The 19,538-nt window shown below is 34.2% G+C and carries 21 protein-coding genes and 1 tRNA gene; 12 read left to right on the forward strand and 10 right to left on the reverse strand.

Annotated elements, in window-relative coordinates; all coding sequences use genetic code 11:
• Nucleotides 1-71 precede the first annotated feature (71 nt).
• A complete protein-coding gene (locus LZZ90_RS09280) occupies nucleotides 72-1,307 on the reverse strand; it encodes an HD domain-containing protein (protein WP_237790414.1) in 1,236 nt (411 codons plus the stop codon).
• A 71-nt stretch (nucleotides 1,308-1,378) separates the two neighbouring features.
• The gene (locus tag LZZ90_RS09285; protein ID WP_237790415.1) at nucleotides 1,379-1,765 is read right to left on the reverse strand and encodes a hypothetical protein; all 387 of its coding nucleotides are present in this window, start codon (nucleotides 1,763-1,765) and stop codon (nucleotides 1,379-1,381) included.
• A 232-nt stretch (nucleotides 1,766-1,997) separates the two neighbouring features.
• Here LZZ90_RS09285 and LZZ90_RS09290 point away from each other — a divergent pair, with 232 nt between their 5' ends.
• From LZZ90_RS09290 to LZZ90_RS09315, 6 genes are all read left to right on the forward strand, one after another.
• Nucleotides 1,998-2,396, forward strand: a complete 399-nt coding sequence (locus LZZ90_RS09290) for a cupin domain-containing protein (RefSeq protein WP_237790416.1) — start codon at nucleotides 1,998-2,000, stop codon at nucleotides 2,394-2,396.
• Nucleotides 2,397-2,539: 143 nt separating this feature from the next.
• Nucleotides 2,540-4,093 carry a bifunctional response regulator/alkaline phosphatase family protein gene (locus LZZ90_RS09295; protein WP_237790417.1) on the forward strand — a complete coding sequence of 518 codons (1,554 nt, stop codon included), beginning with the start codon at nucleotides 2,540-2,542 and terminating at the stop codon, nucleotides 4,091-4,093.
• A 98-nt stretch (nucleotides 4,094-4,191) separates the two neighbouring features.
• A complete protein-coding gene (gene tsaE / locus LZZ90_RS09300; RefSeq protein WP_237790418.1) occupies nucleotides 4,192-4,611 on the forward strand; it encodes a tRNA (adenosine(37)-N6)-threonylcarbamoyltransferase complex ATPase subunit type 1 TsaE in 420 nt (139 codons plus the stop codon).
• 53 nt (nucleotides 4,612-4,664) lie between these two features.
• A complete protein-coding gene (locus LZZ90_RS09305) occupies nucleotides 4,665-5,858 on the forward strand; it encodes an alanine dehydrogenase (protein WP_237790419.1) in 1,194 nt (397 codons plus the stop codon).
• Between the two features lie 44 nt (nucleotides 5,859-5,902).
• Nucleotides 5,903-6,277, forward strand: coding sequence for a DUF4258 domain-containing protein (locus LZZ90_RS09310; RefSeq protein ID WP_237790420.1), 375 nt, complete (start codon nucleotides 5,903-5,905; stop codon nucleotides 6,275-6,277).
• A gap of 58 nt (nucleotides 6,278-6,335) precedes the next feature.
• A tRNA-Val gene (locus tag LZZ90_RS09315) sits at nucleotides 6,336-6,413 on the forward strand.
• Between the two features lie 380 nt (nucleotides 6,414-6,793).
• Here LZZ90_RS09315 and LZZ90_RS09320 read toward each other — a convergent pair.
• The gene (locus tag LZZ90_RS09320; protein WP_237790421.1) at nucleotides 6,794-7,960 is read right to left on the reverse strand and encodes a proline dehydrogenase family protein; all 1,167 of its coding nucleotides are present in this window, start codon (nucleotides 7,958-7,960) and stop codon (nucleotides 6,794-6,796) included.
• A 94-nt stretch (nucleotides 7,961-8,054) separates the two neighbouring features.
• Here LZZ90_RS09320 and aroB point away from each other — a divergent pair, with 94 nt between their 5' ends.
• The 4 genes from aroB (at nucleotide 8,055) to LZZ90_RS09340 (ending at nucleotide 12,272) form a co-directional block, all read left to right on the forward strand.
• Complete coding sequence (aroB, locus tag LZZ90_RS09325) at nucleotides 8,055-9,125, forward strand: 3-dehydroquinate synthase (protein ID WP_237790422.1); 1,071 nt, start codon at nucleotides 8,055-8,057, stop codon at nucleotides 9,123-9,125.
• A 297-nt stretch (nucleotides 9,126-9,422) separates the two neighbouring features.
• Nucleotides 9,423-10,829, forward strand: coding sequence for an arginine decarboxylase (locus LZZ90_RS09330; RefSeq protein WP_237790423.1), 1,407 nt, complete (start codon nucleotides 9,423-9,425; stop codon nucleotides 10,827-10,829).
• A gap of 25 nt (nucleotides 10,830-10,854) precedes the next feature.
• Nucleotides 10,855-11,829, forward strand: coding sequence for a deoxyhypusine synthase family protein (locus LZZ90_RS09335; protein WP_237790424.1), 975 nt, complete (start codon nucleotides 10,855-10,857; stop codon nucleotides 11,827-11,829).
• An 86-nt stretch (nucleotides 11,830-11,915) separates the two neighbouring features.
• Entirely contained in the window at nucleotides 11,916-12,272 is a 357-nt protein-coding gene (locus tag LZZ90_RS09340) for a DNA primase (protein ID WP_237790425.1), read from the forward strand.
• 49 nt (nucleotides 12,273-12,321) lie between these two features.
• On the opposite strand, the gene LZZ90_RS09345 is transcribed toward LZZ90_RS09340, so the two are convergent.
• The 3 genes from LZZ90_RS09345 to LZZ90_RS09355 all read right to left on the reverse strand — a co-directional run bounded on the left by LZZ90_RS09345 (nucleotide 12,322) and on the right by LZZ90_RS09355 (nucleotide 14,644).
• Entirely contained in the window at nucleotides 12,322-12,849 is a 528-nt protein-coding gene (locus tag LZZ90_RS09345; protein WP_237790426.1) for a DinB family protein, read from the reverse strand.
• A 76-nt stretch (nucleotides 12,850-12,925) separates the two neighbouring features.
• On the reverse strand, nucleotides 12,926-13,405 hold the full coding sequence (locus LZZ90_RS09350) for an Lrp/AsnC family transcriptional regulator (RefSeq protein ID WP_136401578.1): 480 nt from the start codon (nucleotides 13,403-13,405) through the stop codon (nucleotides 12,926-12,928).
• 84 nt (nucleotides 13,406-13,489) lie between these two features.
• On the reverse strand, nucleotides 13,490-14,644 hold the full coding sequence (locus LZZ90_RS09355) for a M14 metallopeptidase family protein (RefSeq protein WP_237790427.1): 1,155 nt from the start codon (nucleotides 14,642-14,644) through the stop codon (nucleotides 13,490-13,492).
• Between the two features lie 314 nt (nucleotides 14,645-14,958).
• Between LZZ90_RS09355 and LZZ90_RS09360 the strand changes: the two genes are divergently transcribed.
• The gene (locus LZZ90_RS09360) at nucleotides 14,959-15,444 is read left to right on the forward strand and encodes a helix-turn-helix transcriptional regulator (protein ID WP_237790428.1); all 486 of its coding nucleotides are present in this window, start codon (nucleotides 14,959-14,961) and stop codon (nucleotides 15,442-15,444) included.
• On the opposite strand, the gene LZZ90_RS09365 is transcribed toward LZZ90_RS09360, so the two are convergent.
• Nucleotides 15,445-16,002, reverse strand: coding sequence for a 1-acyl-sn-glycerol-3-phosphate acyltransferase (locus LZZ90_RS09365; RefSeq protein WP_237790429.1), 558 nt, complete (start codon nucleotides 16,000-16,002; stop codon nucleotides 15,445-15,447).
• Between the two features lie 60 nt (nucleotides 16,003-16,062).
• Here LZZ90_RS09365 and LZZ90_RS09370 point away from each other — a divergent pair, with 60 nt between their 5' ends.
• Entirely contained in the window at nucleotides 16,063-16,725 is a 663-nt protein-coding gene (locus LZZ90_RS09370; protein ID WP_237790430.1) for a spermidine synthase, read from the forward strand.
• Here LZZ90_RS09370 and LZZ90_RS09375 read toward each other — a convergent pair whose 3' ends face one another.
• Genes LZZ90_RS09375 through LZZ90_RS09385 form a run of 3 tightly spaced genes read right to left on the reverse strand, consistent with a single transcriptional unit; the run spans nucleotide 16,726 to nucleotide 19,456 of the window.
• Nucleotides 16,726-17,250: a GNAT family N-acetyltransferase gene (locus LZZ90_RS09375; protein ID WP_237790431.1), complete on the reverse strand. Its 525-nt coding sequence runs from the start codon at nucleotides 17,248-17,250 to the stop codon at nucleotides 16,726-16,728.
• Between the two features lies 1 nt (nucleotide 17,251).
• A complete protein-coding gene (gene kdsB / locus LZZ90_RS09380; protein WP_237790432.1) occupies nucleotides 17,252-17,977 on the reverse strand; it encodes a 3-deoxy-manno-octulosonate cytidylyltransferase in 726 nt (241 codons plus the stop codon).
• 57 nt (nucleotides 17,978-18,034) lie between these two features.
• A complete protein-coding gene (locus LZZ90_RS09385) occupies nucleotides 18,035-19,456 on the reverse strand; it encodes an ATP-dependent RecD-like DNA helicase (protein WP_237790433.1) in 1,422 nt (473 codons plus the stop codon).
• Between the last annotated feature and the right edge of the window lie 82 nt (nucleotides 19,457-19,538).

Below are 19,538 nucleotides of genomic sequence, written 5' to 3' on the forward strand. Positions count from 1 at the left end.
AATTTGGTCTTTTGCACCATGCTTTTAGTTCGGCTCATTTATCCGACAAAAATATAAAATTTAATTTATTTTTAAGTTTCCAGTAACACTTTTGGGTAACAGATAAAATATTTGGTTACAGGTTTTGATAATGCTTTCAAGTGTAATTGGTCGGAGGCTTCCACTACATCTTCTATTGTTCGGTCTTTTTTCAGAATGTGAATAGGCTCACTTGATTTATTATAAGCCTGATTTTTTAGTTTGCCTTTAAACACAAAATATTCAGCTTCTTTTTCGCTTAGTGAGAACTTCTCCATATAACGTGATTTTAACAAATTCAATTGTGCTTTATCCACTTTATCCTCCATCATCTGGATTTTGAGCAAATCACGGTTTATAATCATCGAACTCAAGCTCGACAACACATAATCATCATTAAACTGCCATGATTTTATAGCGCTTATAATGTCGAAATCGTCTAACAAAGCAAATCGTTTTAAAATTTCTGGAGCAAAATCATCAAGAGTTATCTTATTCTGCATAAAAAACTGCAATGGTTCACTACAGGGCAAAACGATACCTTTCTGGGTTATTTCTTTTGCTCTTTTAAGAATTTTTGTAAGAATTAGCTCGGCAACAACTCCGGTTTTATGCAAATAAGCTTGCCAATACATTAAACGGCGGGCTACCAAAAATTTTTCTACAGAATAAATTCCTTTTTCTTCTATAACCAGAATATCGTTTTCCACATTCATCATCTGAATAAGACGTTCCGAATTGATGTTCCCTTCGGCAACTCCGCTATAAAAACTATCGCGTTTTAGATAATCCATACGGTCCATATCTAACTGACTGGAAATAAGTTGCAGCATGAACTTTCTGTGATAATCCCCTCTAAAAATTTGAATGGCTAAGGATAATTTTCCGTCAAATTCTGCATTAAGCTGATTCATGAAAAGCAGTGAAATTTCTTCGTGATGCACATCTTCAACTATACTATGCTCCATAGCATGGGAGAAAGGCCCGTGACCAATGTCGTGCAATAAAATGGCAATATAAAGCGCAGTTTCTTCTTCCATAGAGATTTCAACTTCTTTAAAACGAAGTGTTTGCACAGCCTTTTGCATCAAATGCATACAACCCAGCGCATGATGAAATCGCGTGTGATGCGCTCCCGGATAAACAAGATAAGACATCCCCATTTGAGAAATACGTCGAAGTCTCTGAAAATAAGGATGTTGTATTAAATCGTAAACTAAAGTATTGGGAATGGTTATAAAACCATAGATCGGATCGTTAAGGATTTTAAGTTTATTAATCTGACTCACTTAAATAATGGATTTACTACAAATATAAAAATATGCAGCCAATTATTTGATTAATTTGAATATTTATAAACTTACGAACCCCCAGTAATTGATCCTGCTCTATCATTTATATAGTATTCTTCTGTATCCCTATTCGATTTACTGAATAAAGTAACACCAACTAGACTGTCGTTAATCCACTTGTATTCAGCATATTCATAATCTTTATCGGTTCCATAAATTGGACCACGATTGCATTTAATAGCACTATTTTCTTCGCGATAAACTCTTGTAAGATAGCCGCCACCTGGAACATTTACGCGATACACCTCAATATCTTTATTTTTGAAATTACTTAACTGAGATTTTGTTTCCCAATCTTTTACATAACGTACATCTTTCACTTTAATTCTTTTTGGATCATTAGTTGTGAAAGTTGAACATAATAAAGAAACTATAATAAGTAGAAATGTTTTCATATCTCTCTGTTTTTAAACGTTATACATACTAATTTACGCAGTATTTATCTCACAGAGTATTTTTTCCGATGAGTATATGATTAATACGACAAACTACATTTTAATAGATTTACAATGAATTTATCTTTCAACAACAACTATATTGATAAAACAGAACTAACTTATTAAAAATCAGCGAATTAAAAATTCATATTAAGTAACTTTGTAAAACACTTTAAAAAGAAAAATTGCTATGAAAAATGTACTACAAACAATAGCAAAAGGAACAATTGTCTTTTTACTATTTTCAACAGGTTTATTGGCTCAAGACATGAAACATGATAATCATAAAATGGGTCATGATTTGGCAGACAATAAAATTCTTCATGCTGTAGAAGTCACTTTGCAACCTGGTGAAAAAACTGGTTTACACACCCATCCGGCTCACTTTTTCTATGCTTTATCAGATGGAAAACTACTTATTCATTATCAAGACGGCAAAGATGAACTTATGGAATTAAAGACTGGCGAGAACGGATACAGTGAACCTGAACGCCCTCACATGACTGAAAATGTAGGAACTGCACCCGTTAAGTTTCTATTGGTTGAATTAAAAGAACATCCTTACAAACCAGAAAAAGCAAAAAAATAGCGTTAAATTTTATCAAAATTGATCTTCCAAAAATTGAGAGAGTATTTTTATTGTGTTTTGAAACTTCTTTTTTACAATAATTTTAACCACATTCCGTTGATAAAACCATAAATTGCATTCTAAATTTTAACAACACATCATTTATGAGCCAGATAAAAATTCTTTGGGTAGACGACGAAATCGATTTACTAAAACCACACATCTTATTCCTTGAGAAAAAGGGTTACAACGTAACAACCTGTAATAATGGTCAAGATGCTGTAGAGCTCTTTGATGATGATAACTTTGATATTGTTTTCCTGGATGAGAATATGCCCGGATTAAGTGGTTTGGAAACTTTATCGGAAATTAAAGAAAAAAAATCGGCCACTCCGGTAATTATGATTACCAAAAGCGAGGAAGAATACATCATGGAAGAAGCAATTGGTTCAAAAATAGCCGATTACCTTATCAAGCCGGTTAATCCGAATCAAATTTTACTGAGCCTAAAGAAAAATCTTGATCATTCCAGATTGGTTTCTGAAAAAACCACATTGGATTATCAGAAAGAATTTCGAAAAATAGCGATGGACATGGCCATGGTAAACAGCTATGAAGATTGGATTGAACTATACAAACGCTTAATTTTCTGGGAAATAGAATTAGAAAACATTGAAGACCAAAGCATGGTTGAAATCCTGGAGAGCCAGAAATTGGAAGCCAATTCGCAATTCGGTAAGTTTATCGAGAAAAATTATCAGGACTGGATTGCTTCCGATCAGGGCCGCCCTATCCTATCCCATGAATTATTCCGAAAATTGGTTGTTCCCGAACTGAGAAAAAAAGACAAACCAATTTTATTTGTAGTTATTGACAATTTGCGTTACGATCAATGGAAAGCCTTTGAAAGCGTGGTAAACAATCACTACAAATTGGAAAAGGAAACGCCTTATATGTCGATTCTACCAACTGCGACACAGTATGCCCGTAACGCGATTTTCTCGGGATTACTTCCTATTGACATGGAAAAAACTTTGCCTCAATACTGGAAAAACGACATTGATGAAGGTGGTAAAAACCTATACGAAGCCGAATTTTTAACCGAACAATTAAAACGTCTTCGAATGGATATCAAGCAGGAATATTATAAAATCACCAACTTTAAAGACGGTAAAAAACTGGTTGATAACTTCAAAACATTAAAATCGAACGATTTGACAACGGTAGTCTACAACTTCGTAGACATGCTTTCCCACGCTAAAACCGAAATGGATGTTGTTAAAGAATTGGCTTCTAATGACAAAGCTTATCGATCATTAACTTTGAGCTGGTTTAGAAATTCACCTTTATTGGAAATTATCCAACAAGCACAACAGCAAGGTTTTCGTTTGATTTTAACCACAGATCACGGAACCATCAACTGTAAAAACCCTTCAAAAGTTATTGGAGATAAAAATACAAGCTTAAATCTTCGTTACAAAACCGGTCGAAGTTTAACTTATGAAGACAAAGATGTTTATGCCGTAAAAGATCCTAAAAAGATTGGTTTGCCGGCAATTAACATGAGTAGTTCTTTTATTTTTGCTAAAAACGATCTGTTCTTGGCTTATGTAAACAACTACAACCATTATGTGAGTTATTACAGAAATACCTACCAACACGGCGGGATTTCACTTGAAGAAATGATTATTCCGTTTCTTGTTTTAGAACCGCGATAATCTGTTTTTAATAGATTTTTTACAATTGTAGGAATTAGTCTTTGAAATTATGTAGTTTTCACTACATTTGGTAACGAAGATTAATTCCTCTTTTTTATATGAGTAACCCGTTGGAAATCACCTTTACACTAGACGAAATACAAGACGTTGCCCGAAAAATACTTTCACAGCCTTTAAAAAAAGTAATCACTTTTCATGCGGAAATGGGAGCGGGAAAAACCACATTCATTAAAGCCCTTTCACAGCAATTGGGCGTGGAAAACATGACTTCGAGCCCTACTTTTTCACTTGTTAACGAATACGAAACCGCTGATGGTGAAATCGTTTATCATTTTGATTTGTATCGGCTAAATTCTGAAGAAGAAGCTTATGATATGGGAATTGACGAGTATTTTTATTCCGGCAATTGGTGTTTTATCGAATGGCCTGAAAAAACCCCAAATCTTATTCCGTTAGATCATGCTTCCATTCATATTAAGCAACTTCCTAACGGCAGTAGGGTTTTGACACTTAAATAACACACAGATCAGCTATTTTTTCGTAACTTGGACAAAACAATCACAACACCATCATGCCAATAACACCTTTTACCTCGCAACAATTGATTCCGCAAGAGGAGAAATTGGAAGTAATGAAGCATAAAAGTCAGCTTTTCATCGGGATTCCTAAAGAAACCTGTTATCAGGAACGACGTATCTGTCTTACTCCTGATGCTGTAAATTCACTTGCTTCGCACGGACACAGAGTTTTGCTGGAAGCTGGTGCCGGTGCAAGTGCGAGTTATTCCGATAAAGAATACAGTGATGCTGGTGCGGAAATTACAAGTGATACTAAAAAAGTCTTCAGTTGCCCGATGCTTTTAAAAGTGGAACCGCCTACTTTGGAAGAAATCGAAATGATCAATCCGCAAACGATTGTTATTTCAGCGTTACAGATAAAAACTCAGAAAAAAACCTATTTCGAAGCTTTAGCCACTAAGAGAATCACTTCTTTAGCTTTTGAATTCATTAAAGATGAGGACGGTTCATTCCCGGCAGTACGCTCCTTATCGGAAATAGCCGGAACAGCTTCGGTTTTAATCGCAGCAGAGTTAATGATCAACCAATCCATCGGAAAAGGGTTATTGTTCGGAAATATTACAGGTGTTCGCCCTACGGAAATTGTTATTCTAGGCTCCGGAACCGTTGCGGAATATGCAGCAAGAACCGCCCTAGGTTTAGGCGCAAGCGTAAAAGTGTTCGATAATTCCATCACGAAACTTCGTCGATTGCAAAATGCTTTGAATCAACCTATTTTTACTTCTACCATTCAGGAAAAATCATTATTGAAATCATTGATGCGTTGTGATGTTGCCATCGGAGCTTTACGCGGAAACAACAGAACTCCAATTGTTGTGACCGAAACCATGGTGGAACACATGAAAAAAGGCGCTGTAATTGTCGATGTTAGTATTGATACCGGAGGTTGTTTTGAAACCTCAGAAATCACAACCCACGAGAAGCCAACGTACATCAAATACAATGTAATTCATTATTGCGTTCCAAACATCCCTTCACGCTATTCTAAAACAGCTTCAATGACCATAAGCAATATCATCACTCCTTTCCTATTGCAAATTGCTGATGACGGAGGAATTGAAAGTGCTATTCGTTGCAATCGCGGCTTAAAAAACGGAGTATATATGTATCACGGGCTTTTAACCAACAAATCCATAGCAGATTGGTTTAATATCGAATACCGTGATATTAATTTGATTGTGTTTTAGGCAATCGCAATTTGTTTGCTTACTTTTGCCCAAAATAAAATACCATGAAATTTGCACATCGTTTAGCTTATTATCTTTTCGGACTACTTTTAGGAGGAATGTTTTTGGTTTTCTTTTTTCAGAAGAAAAAGACAGAATTCTGTTATATGCCAAATTGCAGGGTTTTGAAAGACTTACGCAGTAAACCTCTTGAAATTTCAAAAGAAGCTCAATCTAAACTGAATGAAAAATGGGTTACTATGGAAGACATAAAGGCCTGTTTGGAAAATGGCGATGTAGATTTTTCAAAAAGCAATCAACCTTTAGATAATGGGAAATTATACATTATCGAAGGCAAAAACACTAAGAATGAAGACATTATTGTAGAAATGGTGAATAAAAGCGAAAGAGTTATGCTTAAAGACATCAAAAAACAATAAAAATAGCCTTCTATTTCTTGTAAAATTAAATATTGCGTGTATATTTGCACACACATTAGGGCGATTAGCTCAGCTGGTTCAGAGCACCTCGTTTACACCGAGGGGGTCGGGGGTTCGAACCCCTCATCGCCCACCACTTTAAAGCACTTCAAATGAAGTGCTTTTTTTATACACGAATTTTCAAAAAATTACGTTAGTATTCAAAACCTAGTTTTATGAAAAACAACCTATTACTAATTTCAGCTATCAACAGTTTTTTGGCTTCCCAATTTTTATTTTTTATTGATGAAGGCTATTATGATTTTCGTTGGATGATCAGTTTAGGAAATTGGATCGTATTCATCTTTTATTTCATAGTTTTGTTCGGACTGTTTTTACTTGTGAATAAATTATTAAAAAGATACACGGCAAATACAGCCCTTTTATGCACTGTTGATTTAATCGTATTACCATTATTGTTTCTTACAATATTGTATTATTGCTAAAAAAAACTCCGAATTGCTTCGGAGTTTTCTATTATAATTTTCTTCTTTTCTTTTCGGTTTCCAGAAGCATCAACTCTCTTCCGGTTTGCCCAGCTACCGAAGTATTTTCCTGAGCACGACGAATTAAATAAGGCATCACATCGCGAACCGGTCCAAAAGGAAGGTATTTAGCAACATTATAGCCGTTTTCAGCTAAATTATAACTGATATTGTCACTCATTCCATACAACTGTCCGAACCAAATACGGTTATCGTTTTTGGAAATTCCTTTTTGCTGCATCAATTCCATCAACTTATAAGAACTCAATTCGTTGTGCGTACCCGAAAAAATCGCCATTTTGTCAATAAACTGCATCATGTAATCAATACAAGCATCGTAGTTATCATCCGTAGCTTGTTTTGAGACGCAAATTGGGTTTTTATATCCTTTTTCCGCAGCTCTTTTGGCTTCTTTTTCCATATAAGCACCGCGAACTACTTTCATCCCTATATGAAAACCTCCAGCTTTTGCTTGCTCATGCAGTTTCTTCAAATAATCCAAACGATCCCAACGATACATTTGCAACGTGTTAAAAATCAGCGCTTTTTCTTTATTGTATTTACGCATCATTTCGGCAACCAAATCATCAGCAGCATCCTGCATCCAACTTTCTTCGGCATCGATTAAAATCATCACATCTTTTTCGAAAGCGGTTTTACAGATCACCTCGAAACGATTTACAATTCGCTCCCACTCTGCTTTCTCGCTCTCAGACAATGTTTGGTTCTCACCTACTTTTTCATACAAACTCAAACGTCCGACTCCGGTTGGTTTAAATACCGCAAAAGGAATTGCTTCTTTAGCTTTAGCAAATTCAATGGTTTTCAAAGTCATTTCTAAAGCGGAATCAAACTGCGCTTCTTCTTCTTTACCTTCAACAGAATAATCCAAAACCGAAGAAACACGTTTTGTGTACATTTTATCAACCACTTTTAAACAGTCTTCTTCACTTACCCCACCACAAAAATGATCAAAAACTGTACTTCTGATTATTCCTTCCACCGGAAGATGCAATTGCAAAGCAAAATTTGTTAGTGAAGTACCTATTTTTACCAAGGACGGATTTCCAATCATCTTGAAAAGAAAATGTGCCCTGCCCAGTTCTCTGTTGTTTTTTAGAGCAAAAGCAACCTCAGTATTGTTGAATATTTTTTCCATTGTATTATTATAAATCGGTTTGCAAATATACGCAGTGATTGAAAAATATCTCATAAAAAATACCTTATTTTGCTCTACTTTAATATGATTTCAAATGCAGACTATAAAAGCCAATAACTATTCGGTTTATTTTAATCAGGAAATTTACAGTTACTTAAACGAAATACTTCTTACCGACGCTTATTCCAAAGTTTTTGTTTTGGTTGACAGCAAAACAAGTGAGTATTGCTTGACTGATTTTTTGGCCAATATTGCTACTGAAGTTGAAATTGAAATTATAGAATTTGAAGCCGGAGAACAATTTAAAAACATTGAAACCTGCTTTGAGATATGGTCTGCTCTTACAGATTTAGGAGGTGATCGCAAAAGCATAATCCTAAACCTTGGCGGAGGTGTTGTTACTGATTTAGGAGGATTTGTGGCTTCAACTTTTAAAAGAGGAATCGAATACATTAATGTTCCAACTACACTTTTAGCTATGGTTGATGCTTCTATTGGAGGCAAAAACGGAGTAGATTTAGGGAACCTGAAAAACCAAATTGGAACCATTACAACTCCGAAAGCTGTTTTAATCGACACTCAATTTCTTGCTACTTTACCACAAAACGAAATGCGTTCCGGTTTAGCTGAAATGCTAAAACACGGTTTGATTCAAGACAAAGAATATTGGAATAAATTTAAAAACCTAAGTAGCTTAACCACAGTAGATTTAGATAATTTAATTCATCAATCAGTTGAAATAAAAAACACTATAGTTTCTCAAGATCCAACTGAAAACGGAATCAGAAAAGCACTTAATTTCGGTCACACTTTAGGACATGCCATCGAAAGCTATTTCTTAGAAAACGAAGAAGAAAAACAACAACTACTTCACGGCGAAGCAATCGCTATCGGAATGATTTTAGAAAGTTACCTTTCTTTAAAAAAGGAACTTATTACAAATCAGGAATATCAGGAAATCAAATACATAATTTTAGATTTATTCGAACGTGTTGAATTCAGCAGTATTGACATTGAAAAAATAATCGATTTACTCATTCACGACAAGAAAAACGAATTCGGAAAAGTTCAATTTGCACTTTTAGAGGGAATCGGCAAGGTAAAAATCAATCAATTTGCCACGAATGAACTGATTATTAGTGCATTTGATGATTATAAAAACTAACATTTTTTTACCGTTTTTCTTTTTATTTACGTTTTAATATTTTTTACATTTGTGGCAATGAAAAAAAGTCGGCAAATACAATTTCAATTTAACGGTAAATCCAGAAAAGACAAGATGTTATCTAAGTTACAGCGCATAATATTTTCTGTAAGAAGTGCTCATAACTTTGAGATTTTCGAATTTGCAAATCCCATCCATGATGAATTGCAAATCATATATGCGAATTTAAGAGTTTGAAAATCAGTTGTTTTAGGAAATATTTTATTAAATTTATAATCTTATACAATCGGTTTTCAGATGAACACTAAATATTACGACTTAATCAATCAAACCTTCTATTTTCCTCAGGAAGAATTCACTTTAAATAAAGATAACCTACAATTTCACGGAATTGATTTAATGAAATTGGTAGAACAATATGGTACTCCATTAAAATTCACCTACTTACCAAAAATTTCAGAAAACATCAACAAAGCGAAAATGTGGTTCAGAAATGCCATGGAACGTCATGGTTACGAAGCAAAATATTTTTATTGCTACTGTACTAAAAGCTCGCATTTTGAATTCATTTTAAATGAAGCTTTAAAGAACAACATCCACATTGAAACTTCTTCTGCTTTTGATATTGATATCGTAGAGCGTTTAATGGAAGACGGTAAAATCAATAAAAACACTTTTGTGGTTTGTAACGGCTTCAAACGCGACCAGTACGTGACCAATATTGCACGTTTAATCAACAACGGACACAAAAATACTATTCCTGTAATCGATAATTTTGAAGAACTTGATTTGCTTCAAGAACAAATTGAAGGTAAATTCAAAATCGGAATTCGTATCGCGGCCGAAGAAGAGCCTAAATTTGAGTTTTATACTTCCCGTTTAGGAATCGGTTATAAAGACATCGTTCCTTTCTATCGTAAACAAATCCAGGACAATAAAAAAGTGGAACTGAAAATGCTTCACTTCTTTATCAATGCTGGTATCCGTGATACTGCATACTATTGGAATGAGCTTTTAAAGTGTATGAAAGTTTACATAGCTTTAAAGAAAGAATGTCCTTCACTTGACAGTTTAAATATCGGAGGTGGTTTCCCGATTAAAAATTCATTGGCTTTTGATTACGATTATCAATATATGGTTGATGAGATTTTAAATCAAATCAAAATCGCTTGTGATGATGCCGAAGTTGCTGTACCACACATTTTTACAGAGTTCGGTTCGTTTACAGTAGGAGAATCCGGAGGAGCAGTTTATCAGGTATTGTATCAGAAGAAACAGAATGACCGTGAAAACTGGAACATGATTGATTCTTCTTTCATCACTACCCTTCCGGATACATGGGCAATCAACAAACGCTTTGTAATGATGGCCGTTAACCGATGGAATGATACTTACGAACGTGTACTATTGGGCGGGCTTACTTGTGACGGAGACGATTATTACAACTCCGAACAGCACATGAATGCGGTTTATTTACCAAAATACAACAAAGAAAAACCTTTATACATAGGCTTCTTCAATACTGGAGCTTACCAGGAAACCATTGGAGGCTTCGGAGGATTACACCATTGTATATTACCGCACCCTAAACACATTTTAATTGATAAAGACAAAAACGGAATTTTCGCTACGGAAGTTTTCTCTGAACAGCAAAAAGCAGAAGAAGTTTTAGAGATTTTAGGATACAACAAGAAAAAACAATAATACATACATATAAAACAACGAAATAATGAGCAAAGGACCTATCAGTCAGTTTATTGAGAAACATTACCTTCATTTTAATTCTGCAGCACTTGTTGACGCAGCGAAAGGTTATGAAGAGCATTTACTGGACAATGGAAAAATGATGATCACACTTGCAGGCGCAATGAGTACTGCAGAGTTAGGAAAATCGTTAGCCGAAATGATTCGTCAGGATAAAGTACACATCATTTCTTGTACTGGAGCCAATCTTGAGGAAGACATTATGAACTTAGTAGCTCACAATTCTTACAAAAGAGTTCCGAATTATCGTGATTTAAGTCCTCAGGAAGAATGGGATCTATTAGAAAACCACTACAATCGTGTAACAGATACTTGTATTCCTGAAGAGGAAGCATTCCGTCGTTTACAACAACACTTATTTGATATCTGGAACAATGCAGATTCAAAAGGAGAGCGTTATTTTCCTCATGAATTCATGTACCAAATGATCAATTCTGGTGTATTAAAGCAATATTACGAAATTGATCCAAAAGATTCATGGATGGTTGCCGCTGCAGAGAAAAACTTACCAATTGTAGTTCCGGGATGGGAAGACAGTACAATGGGGAATATTTTCTCTTCGTACTGTATTAAAGGAGAATTCAAAGCCACAACCATGAAAAGCGGAATCGAATACATGATGTGGTTAGCGGATTGGTATCCTAAAAACTGTGCTGGTAAAGGTGTTGGTTTCTTCCAAATTGGTGGTGGTATCGCAGGTGACTTCCCTATTTGCGTGGTTCCGATGTTGTATCAGGATATGGAAATGCACGATGTTCCGTTCTGGAGCTATTTCTGTCAGATTTCAGACTCTACAACAAGTTACGGTTCCTATTCCGGAGCGGTTCCAAATGAAAAAATCACTTGGGGTAAGTTAGATATTACAACTCCTAAATTTATAGTTGAATCAGACGCTACCATTGTTGCGCCGCTTATTTTCGCTTACGTTTTAGGCTGGTAATTTTTTTCAAAAAAAAATTAAATTTTATTTGAAAATAAGAATTAGGATATTACATTTGACCATACACAAAGATTAAAGCACAACGAATGAAAAGAGTAATTGTAGATTACGCTAAGTTAACAAATGAAATCTTAACCCTTTTGGTTGAGAAATTCCCAGACGGATATGATGATACGGACATTGTTCGTTTTAAAAACGCTAAAAATGAGAGTATTGAAGCGGTTGAAGTAAGAACTGAAGATACAATCTACTTAGTAAAAGTTAGTACTAAACTGGCTGACAGAATTGAAAATTATGATGAAGACGATGATGAAATTTCAACAAATGATGACTCATTAGACGCATTGAAAGAATTAGACATTGAAGACAATTCAGATGATGAGGATGAAGATGAGCCGAAAGATGAAGCATCTGATGATGAAGATGAATCTGATGAAGATTAATTCTGAACGAAAAACAATAAAAAAAAGGAACTCTCTTGAGTTCCTTTTTTTATTCCAGATATCGCTGTTTGAAAATTTTCATATGATGATTCTGATGTCCAATAATAATAAAACCAATTGCTCTTACCGACATTGAGTTATTGGAAGCAATACCCGCTTTCAACAAATCTTCCGAGGTAAAACTTTTAAAAAGAGTAATTGACGCATGACGAACCGCAGTTAATTCTGTTAGCAAATCTTTCAAATGTCTTTGACTGGCAATCGGATTAACAGCATCTGCGAAGGCATTTTCATCAAATCCAGGTAATTCGGTTTTGTCGTTTCTTGAAAATCGTAAAGCCCTATAGGCAAAAACGCGTTCGGCATCTATAATATGCTGAATAATTTCTTTAATTGTCCATTTTCCTTCCGCGTAACGATAATCAAATTTATCCATTGGAATATCCTGTATAAACTGGATTGTTTTATGTAAACTGATTTCAAGTTCTTCAATCAGGTTTATATTTTCCTCCAAAGCATTAATATATGGCTGATAATAAGAAGCATACTCGCTTTCCAAAAGCTGTGTTGGTTTCATAAAATTATTTTTAGTTTGAAAAATAAATATAAATAAAAAACCCGAAGCTTTCACTCCGGGTTTTCATATTGTTTAATTACATGTCTTTGAAAATTGTATGCATCAGACGTTTTTTGTCGTTGATACTTTCTTCAAGTGAAATCATTGTTTCCGTTCTGTAAACTCCATCAATATCATCTATCATGAAGATTACTTCTTTGGCATGTTTAGTGTCTTTTGCTCTAATTTTACAGAAAATGTTGAATTTTCCAGTAGTAACGTGAGCAACAGTCACAAACGGAATTTCATTAATACGCTCTAAAACAAATTTAGTTTGTGATGTATTATGAAGAAAAACCCCAACATAAGCAATAAATGAGTAACCTAATTTCTCATAATCCAATGTTAGCGAAGATCCTTGAATAATTCCTGCATCTTCCATCTTTTTTACACGAACGTGTACCGTACCGGCAGAAATCAATAATTTTTTAGCAATATCGGTAAAAGGGACTCTTGTGTTGTCAATCAGCATATCTAAAATCTGATGATCTACTTCATCCAAACGAAACTTACTCATACTATAAATTTATCTGTTATTTGTTTTAAAAGTTCAAAATTAAAAATAAAAACTTAATGTTTTATCATTAAAATAGTAAAATTATTATTTTTTTAGCAATCCATTAACAATTTTATTATGCTTTCCTACAATAAAATCTGCAGAATCATCTATTAATGGCGTTTTATTTTCTTGATTCTCAAATAATTCACCTTGAAAATCATAAACCTGATGGCCGAAATAACCTTCCAAGCCCTTTGTTTCTCGTATCAAAGCCTTAAAAACAATTTTACCGTTTTCAAGAACCTCGTTGTAATGGGCTGCAAAAGTAATGCTTTTTTCAATATTTTCAAGTATTATTTTGACATTTTTATAAATAAAGTCGTAAAAAACTATACTATTTTGCGGAATATTAAAATAATCCTCTATTTTATTAGTAAGAGTGTCGTTTTTATAAATCGCCTGAAATGCAGATAAGTATGCAATAAAAATCATTTTTCGAGTAACTTCCCGATTATAATCCTGCTGAAAGTGCCCTGCTTCAAATAAAATTGTCGGCACTCCTAAATACTGAAACATATCCCCTATACAATTAATATTAAACGAATCATCAAAACGACCGACCTGATTTGGAATATATTTTTGCAATTCGTCATTCATTGCGGCAATTACATTAATAGCTTTAAGTCTTATATCGTTAATATCCCTGGATTCATTGTATGCCGGAGACAAAAAGGAAACTGTTGCTGGGTTATTGGTAGCCCCAGCAGCAAAAATGGTGCGCTGATCATGAAGGTTAAAGCAAAAATCAGGCTCAAATTCCTCAAATGTCTTTCTAAGTAAACGACTTTCAGGCTGAGACAACTCCAAAGAATCTCTGTTTAAATCAATTTCATTGGCATTAACACGGGTGTAAGCAAGAGCACCGTCCGGGTTAAGAATCGGAATACATAATAAAGTAAAGTTATCCTTAATAACATTAGCAAATGGATCGTCACTTTTCAGATAATTAAAGAGATCGAACAATGCTTTGGTGCAAGTACTTTCGTTTCCATGCATTTGTGACCACATGAAAATTTTAACTTTTCCAGCACCTGCTTTTAGAGCATAAATAGGTTTTTCATTAACCGATTCTCCAATTACAGAAACATCAAAATGTGGTTTCAATTTTTCTAAAATTGGTTGAATATGAAGATTAGTAATATACCTTCCAAACAAATCTTTTTCTTTATAGCGATCAAATAAAAATGCGTAATCCATGGTTTTCTCTTTCTATTTACAAAAGTAAACATCTTATTTTTTACAATTGTAAACAATAAAAATTAACGATTTGTTTAGTCTTGTAAACATATTTTATGTCTTGAAAACAAGTTATTGGTTACTATTGTAATAAGCCAGGACTTGATATCATAAAAATAAAATTTATAACTATAAATCAAACAATTAACGTATTTTATATAAACCAATAATTTAAATATTTATTTACTTTTTTAAGTGTTTACAAATGTAGATTTGGATATTTTAAGTTAATTGTTTACATTTGTAACAGTTCTAATTTTTTAAACTAGTTTACAATGTTAAACATCGATAATTTTATTAAAAGACTCGAAATCATATTCGAATATTACGGATTATCTGCTTCTGGTTTTGCCGATAAAATTGGTGTTCAGCGCTCCAGTTTATCCCACCTACTCTCAGGAAGAAACAAACCAAGTCTTGATTTTATTTTAAAAATTGTAGAGGTTTTTCCGGAAGTAAATCTGTATTGGATTTTAAATGGTGAAGGAAATTTTCCGTTTTCGGAATCAGAACAGGTGAACGAAAAAATCAATCCTGCTTCTACTCTATTTTCTGAAATAAAAAAAGAAGAACCAAAAATTGAAAAACAAGCCGATTTATTTTCTTCTGAAATTAGCCTTGAAAAAAATCGCGTAAATGAAAACTCCGAAGAAAATTTTTCAAATACGCGAAATTTTGAAACCTTAAAAAATGACTCGGAAATTGATCGAATCGTAATCTTTTATAAAAACGGAACTTTTAAAAACTATATTCCGGAATAATTAATCTTCAGGAACAAAACTGTACTCAGGAACTTTTCCGATTACCCCTTTAAAGTTATGCTGTAAAATTTTAAAATCAGCTTCTTTATTTCCGGTTGGAAAAAAGGGTTCTGAAATTGTAACTGTTTTTTTGCTGTAATCAAAAGCCACCGGTATTATTGGGATATTCGCTTTTAGTGCGATGTAATAAAATCCGGTTTTCCATTCCGTAACTTTTTTTCGTGTGCCTTCCGGAGCAATCGCCAAACGAAATACTTCTCTTGATTCAAAAACTTTTGCTATAGCATCTACTTTATTTTCATTTTTCTGACGATCAAGTGGTGCACCTCCCATCCATTTGAAATAAGCTCCAAAAGGAAAACGAAACAATTCTTTTTTAGCAACAAAATTCATATCTAAACCTAAAATTCCACGGGTAAATAATCCTAAATAAAAATCATGCCAGCTGGTGTGTGGCACCACTATCATTACACATTTTTTGATCTCAGGTGAAATAGTACCAACTATCTTCCATCCCATTAAGCGAAAGAATATAAACCTGTATAGAATTTGTTTCATTATAAAAAGTTTGGTTCAAAAATAACATTTATATTTACCAATAGAAAACGCGATGATTAAATGATTAAGAAGATTCTAAGTTATTTTATTCCTATAAAGATACATCAAAAAAAATCTGAAATAAATAAAAGACTCGAAGTTACCTGGGCTAACGGTCAGCTTGTACTCGATTCTAAAAACACAAATTATTCCTATGGAAGCCTGCAACGTATTTTACGCAAAGGCTTACATTACATTGGTTTTGAACGTATAAGAAAATTTGAAACCATTTTGGTCTTGGGAGTTGCAGGTGGAAGTGTAATCAAAACCCTTGTTGATGAAATCAAATTCAAAGGAAAAATTACCGGTGTAGAACTGGACAGTGAAATTATTGGAATTGCCAATCATTATTTTGGTTTAAACAAAATTCCGAATTTGGAAATTGTGGTTGATGATGCTTTCGAATTCGTTTTGAAAACAAGAGAAAAATACGACTTGATTATCATTGATATCTTTCAGGATACGCAAATGCCTAACTTTTTATTTGAAGATTTTTTTATTAATAGAATTAATTTTTTACTTAAAGTAAATGGATTTATTTTATTCAATACCATGACTTTAAATGAAAAACATAAAGAAAGAAATTTAAAATACAAAGCTCATTTTGATGAAAATTATTCTATAAGAATGTATCCGAAAGTTGAGTTTCACAACGAACTGTTTACTGTCAAAAAATTAAAGTAATCAGAATACATATCGGAAGCCAAAAACTTGTAAATCTCCTTGTAGAAAATCCAAATCTTCCGAACGTTTAAAACCAATGGCTTCATACATTTTCCATGCCGGTTTCATGGCATTGGTCGTATGGATAATGATTTGTGGCAATTGCTGATTTTTAGCTTTTTCAATACAGGCTAATGTTAGTGATTTGCCAATTCCTTCTCCTCTAAAATTGTTGTCTACTGCTAAAAGTCTAAAACCTGCCGCATTTTTCTCCTGAGGTGCTGTACCTGCTGATCCATAATATTGCATATCACCAAAATAAACAACTGCTCCTGCGATAATATCTTCCGATGAAACTGCTACTAAAATTTCGGTTTGAGGTTTGCCTGTCAACTCACCTACATTAGCAAGCATTTCGAAATACTTCGGATGTTCATGGGGTTTTGGGAAACCTTCAAGCGCACTGTAAACCTTAACCATCAGTTGTCCGATTGCTTCAAATTCTTCAGGTCTTGCGTTTCTGATAGTATACCCTGAGTTGATCATATTATAAAAGTTTACGAGCTTTTTCCAAATCTTCTGGAGTGTCAATTCCGATGCTGCCGTGATCCGTTTCCACCATTCTGATCCGTTTCCCATATTCCAGATAACGAAGTTGTTCCAGTTTTTCGGAAGCTTCCAATGAGAGCATCGGCAAACGATAAAAATCCATCAGGGCTTCTTTTCTAAATGCATAAATCCCGATATGTTTCATATAACGAACCCCTACATTTTCTTCTCTTGGATAAGGAATTACCGATCGGGAAAAATATAATGCGAATCCTTGTTGGTCGACAATAACTTTCACATTATTAGGGTTTTCGATTTCCGGTCTGTCTTTAATTTCAAACATTAAAGACGCCAAATCAACTTTCTTTTCGTTATCGTTTCTGAAGATTTCGATTACCTGTTCCAAAGGTTTTTTATTGATGAACGGCTCGTCGCCCTGAACATTAATTACCACATCAACATCCATGTTTTCAACGGCTTCGGCAATTCGATCGCTTCCGGATTCATGTTCCTTGATGCTCATAATCGCTTTTCCGCCATTAGAAACAATTTCATTATAAATCAGATCCGAATCGGTTACCACAAAAACATCATCAAACAAATTTGTATTGATAGCGGCTTCATATGTTCTTAAGATTACGGTTTTACCCCCTAAATCCTGCATAAGTTTAGCAGGAAATCGTGTGGAAGCATAGCGAGCGGGAATTACGGCGATTATTTTCATTTCAATTACTCTGTTGTAAGTGGCTAATTTACTTAGTTTTCTTTACTTATTTATTTTCTAGCTTTCAAAATATTCATCCTGAAAACCAATAAGATACAGTTTATCTTTGGCTCGGGTAATTGCAGTATACAACCAACGGATGTAATCTCTATCGATTCCATCGGGCAAGTAAGGCTGTTCAATAAAAACAGTATTCCACTGTCCTCCCTGAGATTTATGACAGGTTATCGCATAAGAAAATTTCACCTGAAGCGCGTTGAAATATTCGTTGTTCTTCACTTTCTGTAAACGGCGGTATTGACTGGTTTCATCTTCGTAATCTTTCATAACTTCCTGATAGAGAAGATTATTTTGCTCATACGTTAACGAAGGTGATTCGCTCATAACGGTATCCAGAATCAAGATGGTTTCAAGTGGAATCTGATTCGGATAATCAATCATTCTGATTTTAACTTTTGCAAATTTGAAACCGTATAATTCTACAATTCTGAAAATCTCAAGAATTTCGATGATGTCGCCATTAGCAATGAAACCCGCTTCATCACTGTCTTTTAACCAAAAATAATTGTTCTTCACAACCATCATAAAATCACCAGGAGAAAGTTCACTTTCCTTATCAAGGATTTTCATACGGATTTGCTGATTATACTGGTTTGCACGTTTATTAGAACGAACTATAAATGCTGTATCTTCTATGGAATAATTTGAATACGCCGCGTGAATAGCATCCTGAATATCATAACCGTCCGTTAACCGAACAATGTCTTTAAAACCACGAAGATGAAACTGAAATGTATCAATAAAATGCGATTTCAAAATCTCCCGTAATTCCGTGGCATTGAACAAAATTCCGGAATTTTCTTCCTGACGCATTACTTCATCTAATTCAATATGAGGCACTTCCATGTTATAATTCATAGAAAGTTTGTCCATATCGAGTGCGGGACTCACATCCATTCCTACCGGTGGTAACTGAGCAGTATCTCCAACCAAAATCATTTTACAATTATGACCGGAATAGATGTACATAATCAAATCATCGAGCAGTGAACCGTTTTCATACATACTTGATTCTGTAGGAGAATCAGAGATCATTGAAGCTTCATCAACTATAAAAATCGTATTCTTGAATTTGTTGGTTTGCATGGTAAAACTCACGCCGCCACTACTCTTTTTCGGAAAATAAATTCGTTTATGAATAGTATGTGCAGGTTTTTCAGAATAATTTGCCATGACTTTGGCCGCACGACCGGTTGGCGCTAACAAAACGTATTTTTTGTTGATGTCTTTAAGATGTTCAACAATTGTAGAAATGACCGTCGTTTTTCCGGTTCCGGCGTATCCTTTCAGCAAAAAAATCTCATCTTGATTCTCATTACTCACAAAATCAGCTACTTTCTGAAAAAAAATATCCTGTTTAAGCGTGGGCTGAAAAGGAAAATTATTTCGAAGTGTGGAATAAAATTTGGCTGAAATCATAGTAATTCTTTAATGGAAAGGAAATTCAAAGATAACAATGAAATTTCAGCTAAAACCTTATCCGTTGGAAAAAAAACGTAAA

This window comes from Flavobacterium sp. SM15 (genome assembly GCF_022012335.1).
Classification (GTDB): domain Bacteria; phylum Bacteroidota; class Bacteroidia; order Flavobacteriales; family Flavobacteriaceae; genus Flavobacterium.

Bases quoted from the DNA above. Each gene is read 5' to 3' on its own strand.
- LZZ90_RS09285 (WP_237790415.1), bottom strand. From the start codon at position 1,765: ATGAAAACATTTCTACTTATTATAGTTTCTTTATTATGTTCAACTTTC.
- LZZ90_RS09290 (WP_237790416.1), top strand. From the start codon at position 1,998: ATGAAAAATGTACTACAAACAATAGCAAAAGGAACAATTGTCTTTTTA.
- LZZ90_RS09295 (WP_237790417.1), top strand. From the start codon at position 2,540: ATGAGCCAGATAAAAATTCTTTGGGTAGACGACGAAATCGATTTACTA.
- tsaE (WP_237790418.1), top strand. From the start codon at position 4,192: ATGAGTAACCCGTTGGAAATCACCTTTACACTAGACGAAATACAAGAC.
- LZZ90_RS09305 (WP_237790419.1), top strand. From the start codon at position 4,665: ATGCCAATAACACCTTTTACCTCGCAACAATTGATTCCGCAAGAGGAG.
- LZZ90_RS09310 (WP_237790420.1), top strand. From the start codon at position 5,903: ATGAAATTTGCACATCGTTTAGCTTATTATCTTTTCGGACTACTTTTA.
- LZZ90_RS09320 (WP_237790421.1), bottom strand. From the start codon at position 7,960: ATGGAAAAAATATTCAACAATACTGAGGTTGCTTTTGCTCTAAAAAAC.
- aroB (WP_237790422.1), top strand. From the start codon at position 8,055: ATGCAGACTATAAAAGCCAATAACTATTCGGTTTATTTTAATCAGGAA.
- LZZ90_RS09330 (WP_237790423.1), top strand. From the start codon at position 9,423: ATGAACACTAAATATTACGACTTAATCAATCAAACCTTCTATTTTCCT.
- LZZ90_RS09335 (WP_237790424.1), top strand. From the start codon at position 10,855: ATGAGCAAAGGACCTATCAGTCAGTTTATTGAGAAACATTACCTTCAT.
- LZZ90_RS09340 (WP_237790425.1), top strand. From the start codon at position 11,916: ATGAAAAGAGTAATTGTAGATTACGCTAAGTTAACAAATGAAATCTTA.
- LZZ90_RS09345 (WP_237790426.1), bottom strand. From the start codon at position 12,849: ATGAAACCAACACAGCTTTTGGAAAGCGAGTATGCTTCTTATTATCAG.
- LZZ90_RS09350 (WP_136401578.1), bottom strand. From the start codon at position 13,405: ATGAGTAAGTTTCGTTTGGATGAAGTAGATCATCAGATTTTAGATATG.
- LZZ90_RS09355 (WP_237790427.1), bottom strand. From the start codon at position 14,644: ATGGATTACGCATTTTTATTTGATCGCTATAAAGAAAAAGATTTGTTT.
- LZZ90_RS09360 (WP_237790428.1), top strand. From the start codon at position 14,959: ATGTTAAACATCGATAATTTTATTAAAAGACTCGAAATCATATTCGAA.
- LZZ90_RS09365 (WP_237790429.1), bottom strand. From the start codon at position 16,002: ATGAAACAAATTCTATACAGGTTTATATTCTTTCGCTTAATGGGATGG.
- LZZ90_RS09370 (WP_237790430.1), top strand. From the start codon at position 16,063: ATGATTAAGAAGATTCTAAGTTATTTTATTCCTATAAAGATACATCAA.
- LZZ90_RS09375 (WP_237790431.1), bottom strand. From the start codon at position 17,250: ATGATCAACTCAGGGTATACTATCAGAAACGCAAGACCTGAAGAATTT.
- kdsB (WP_237790432.1), bottom strand. From the start codon at position 17,977: ATGAAAATAATCGCCGTAATTCCCGCTCGCTATGCTTCCACACGATTT.
- LZZ90_RS09385 (WP_237790433.1), bottom strand. From the start codon at position 19,456: ATGATTTCAGCCAAATTTTATTCCACACTTCGAAATAATTTTCCTTTT.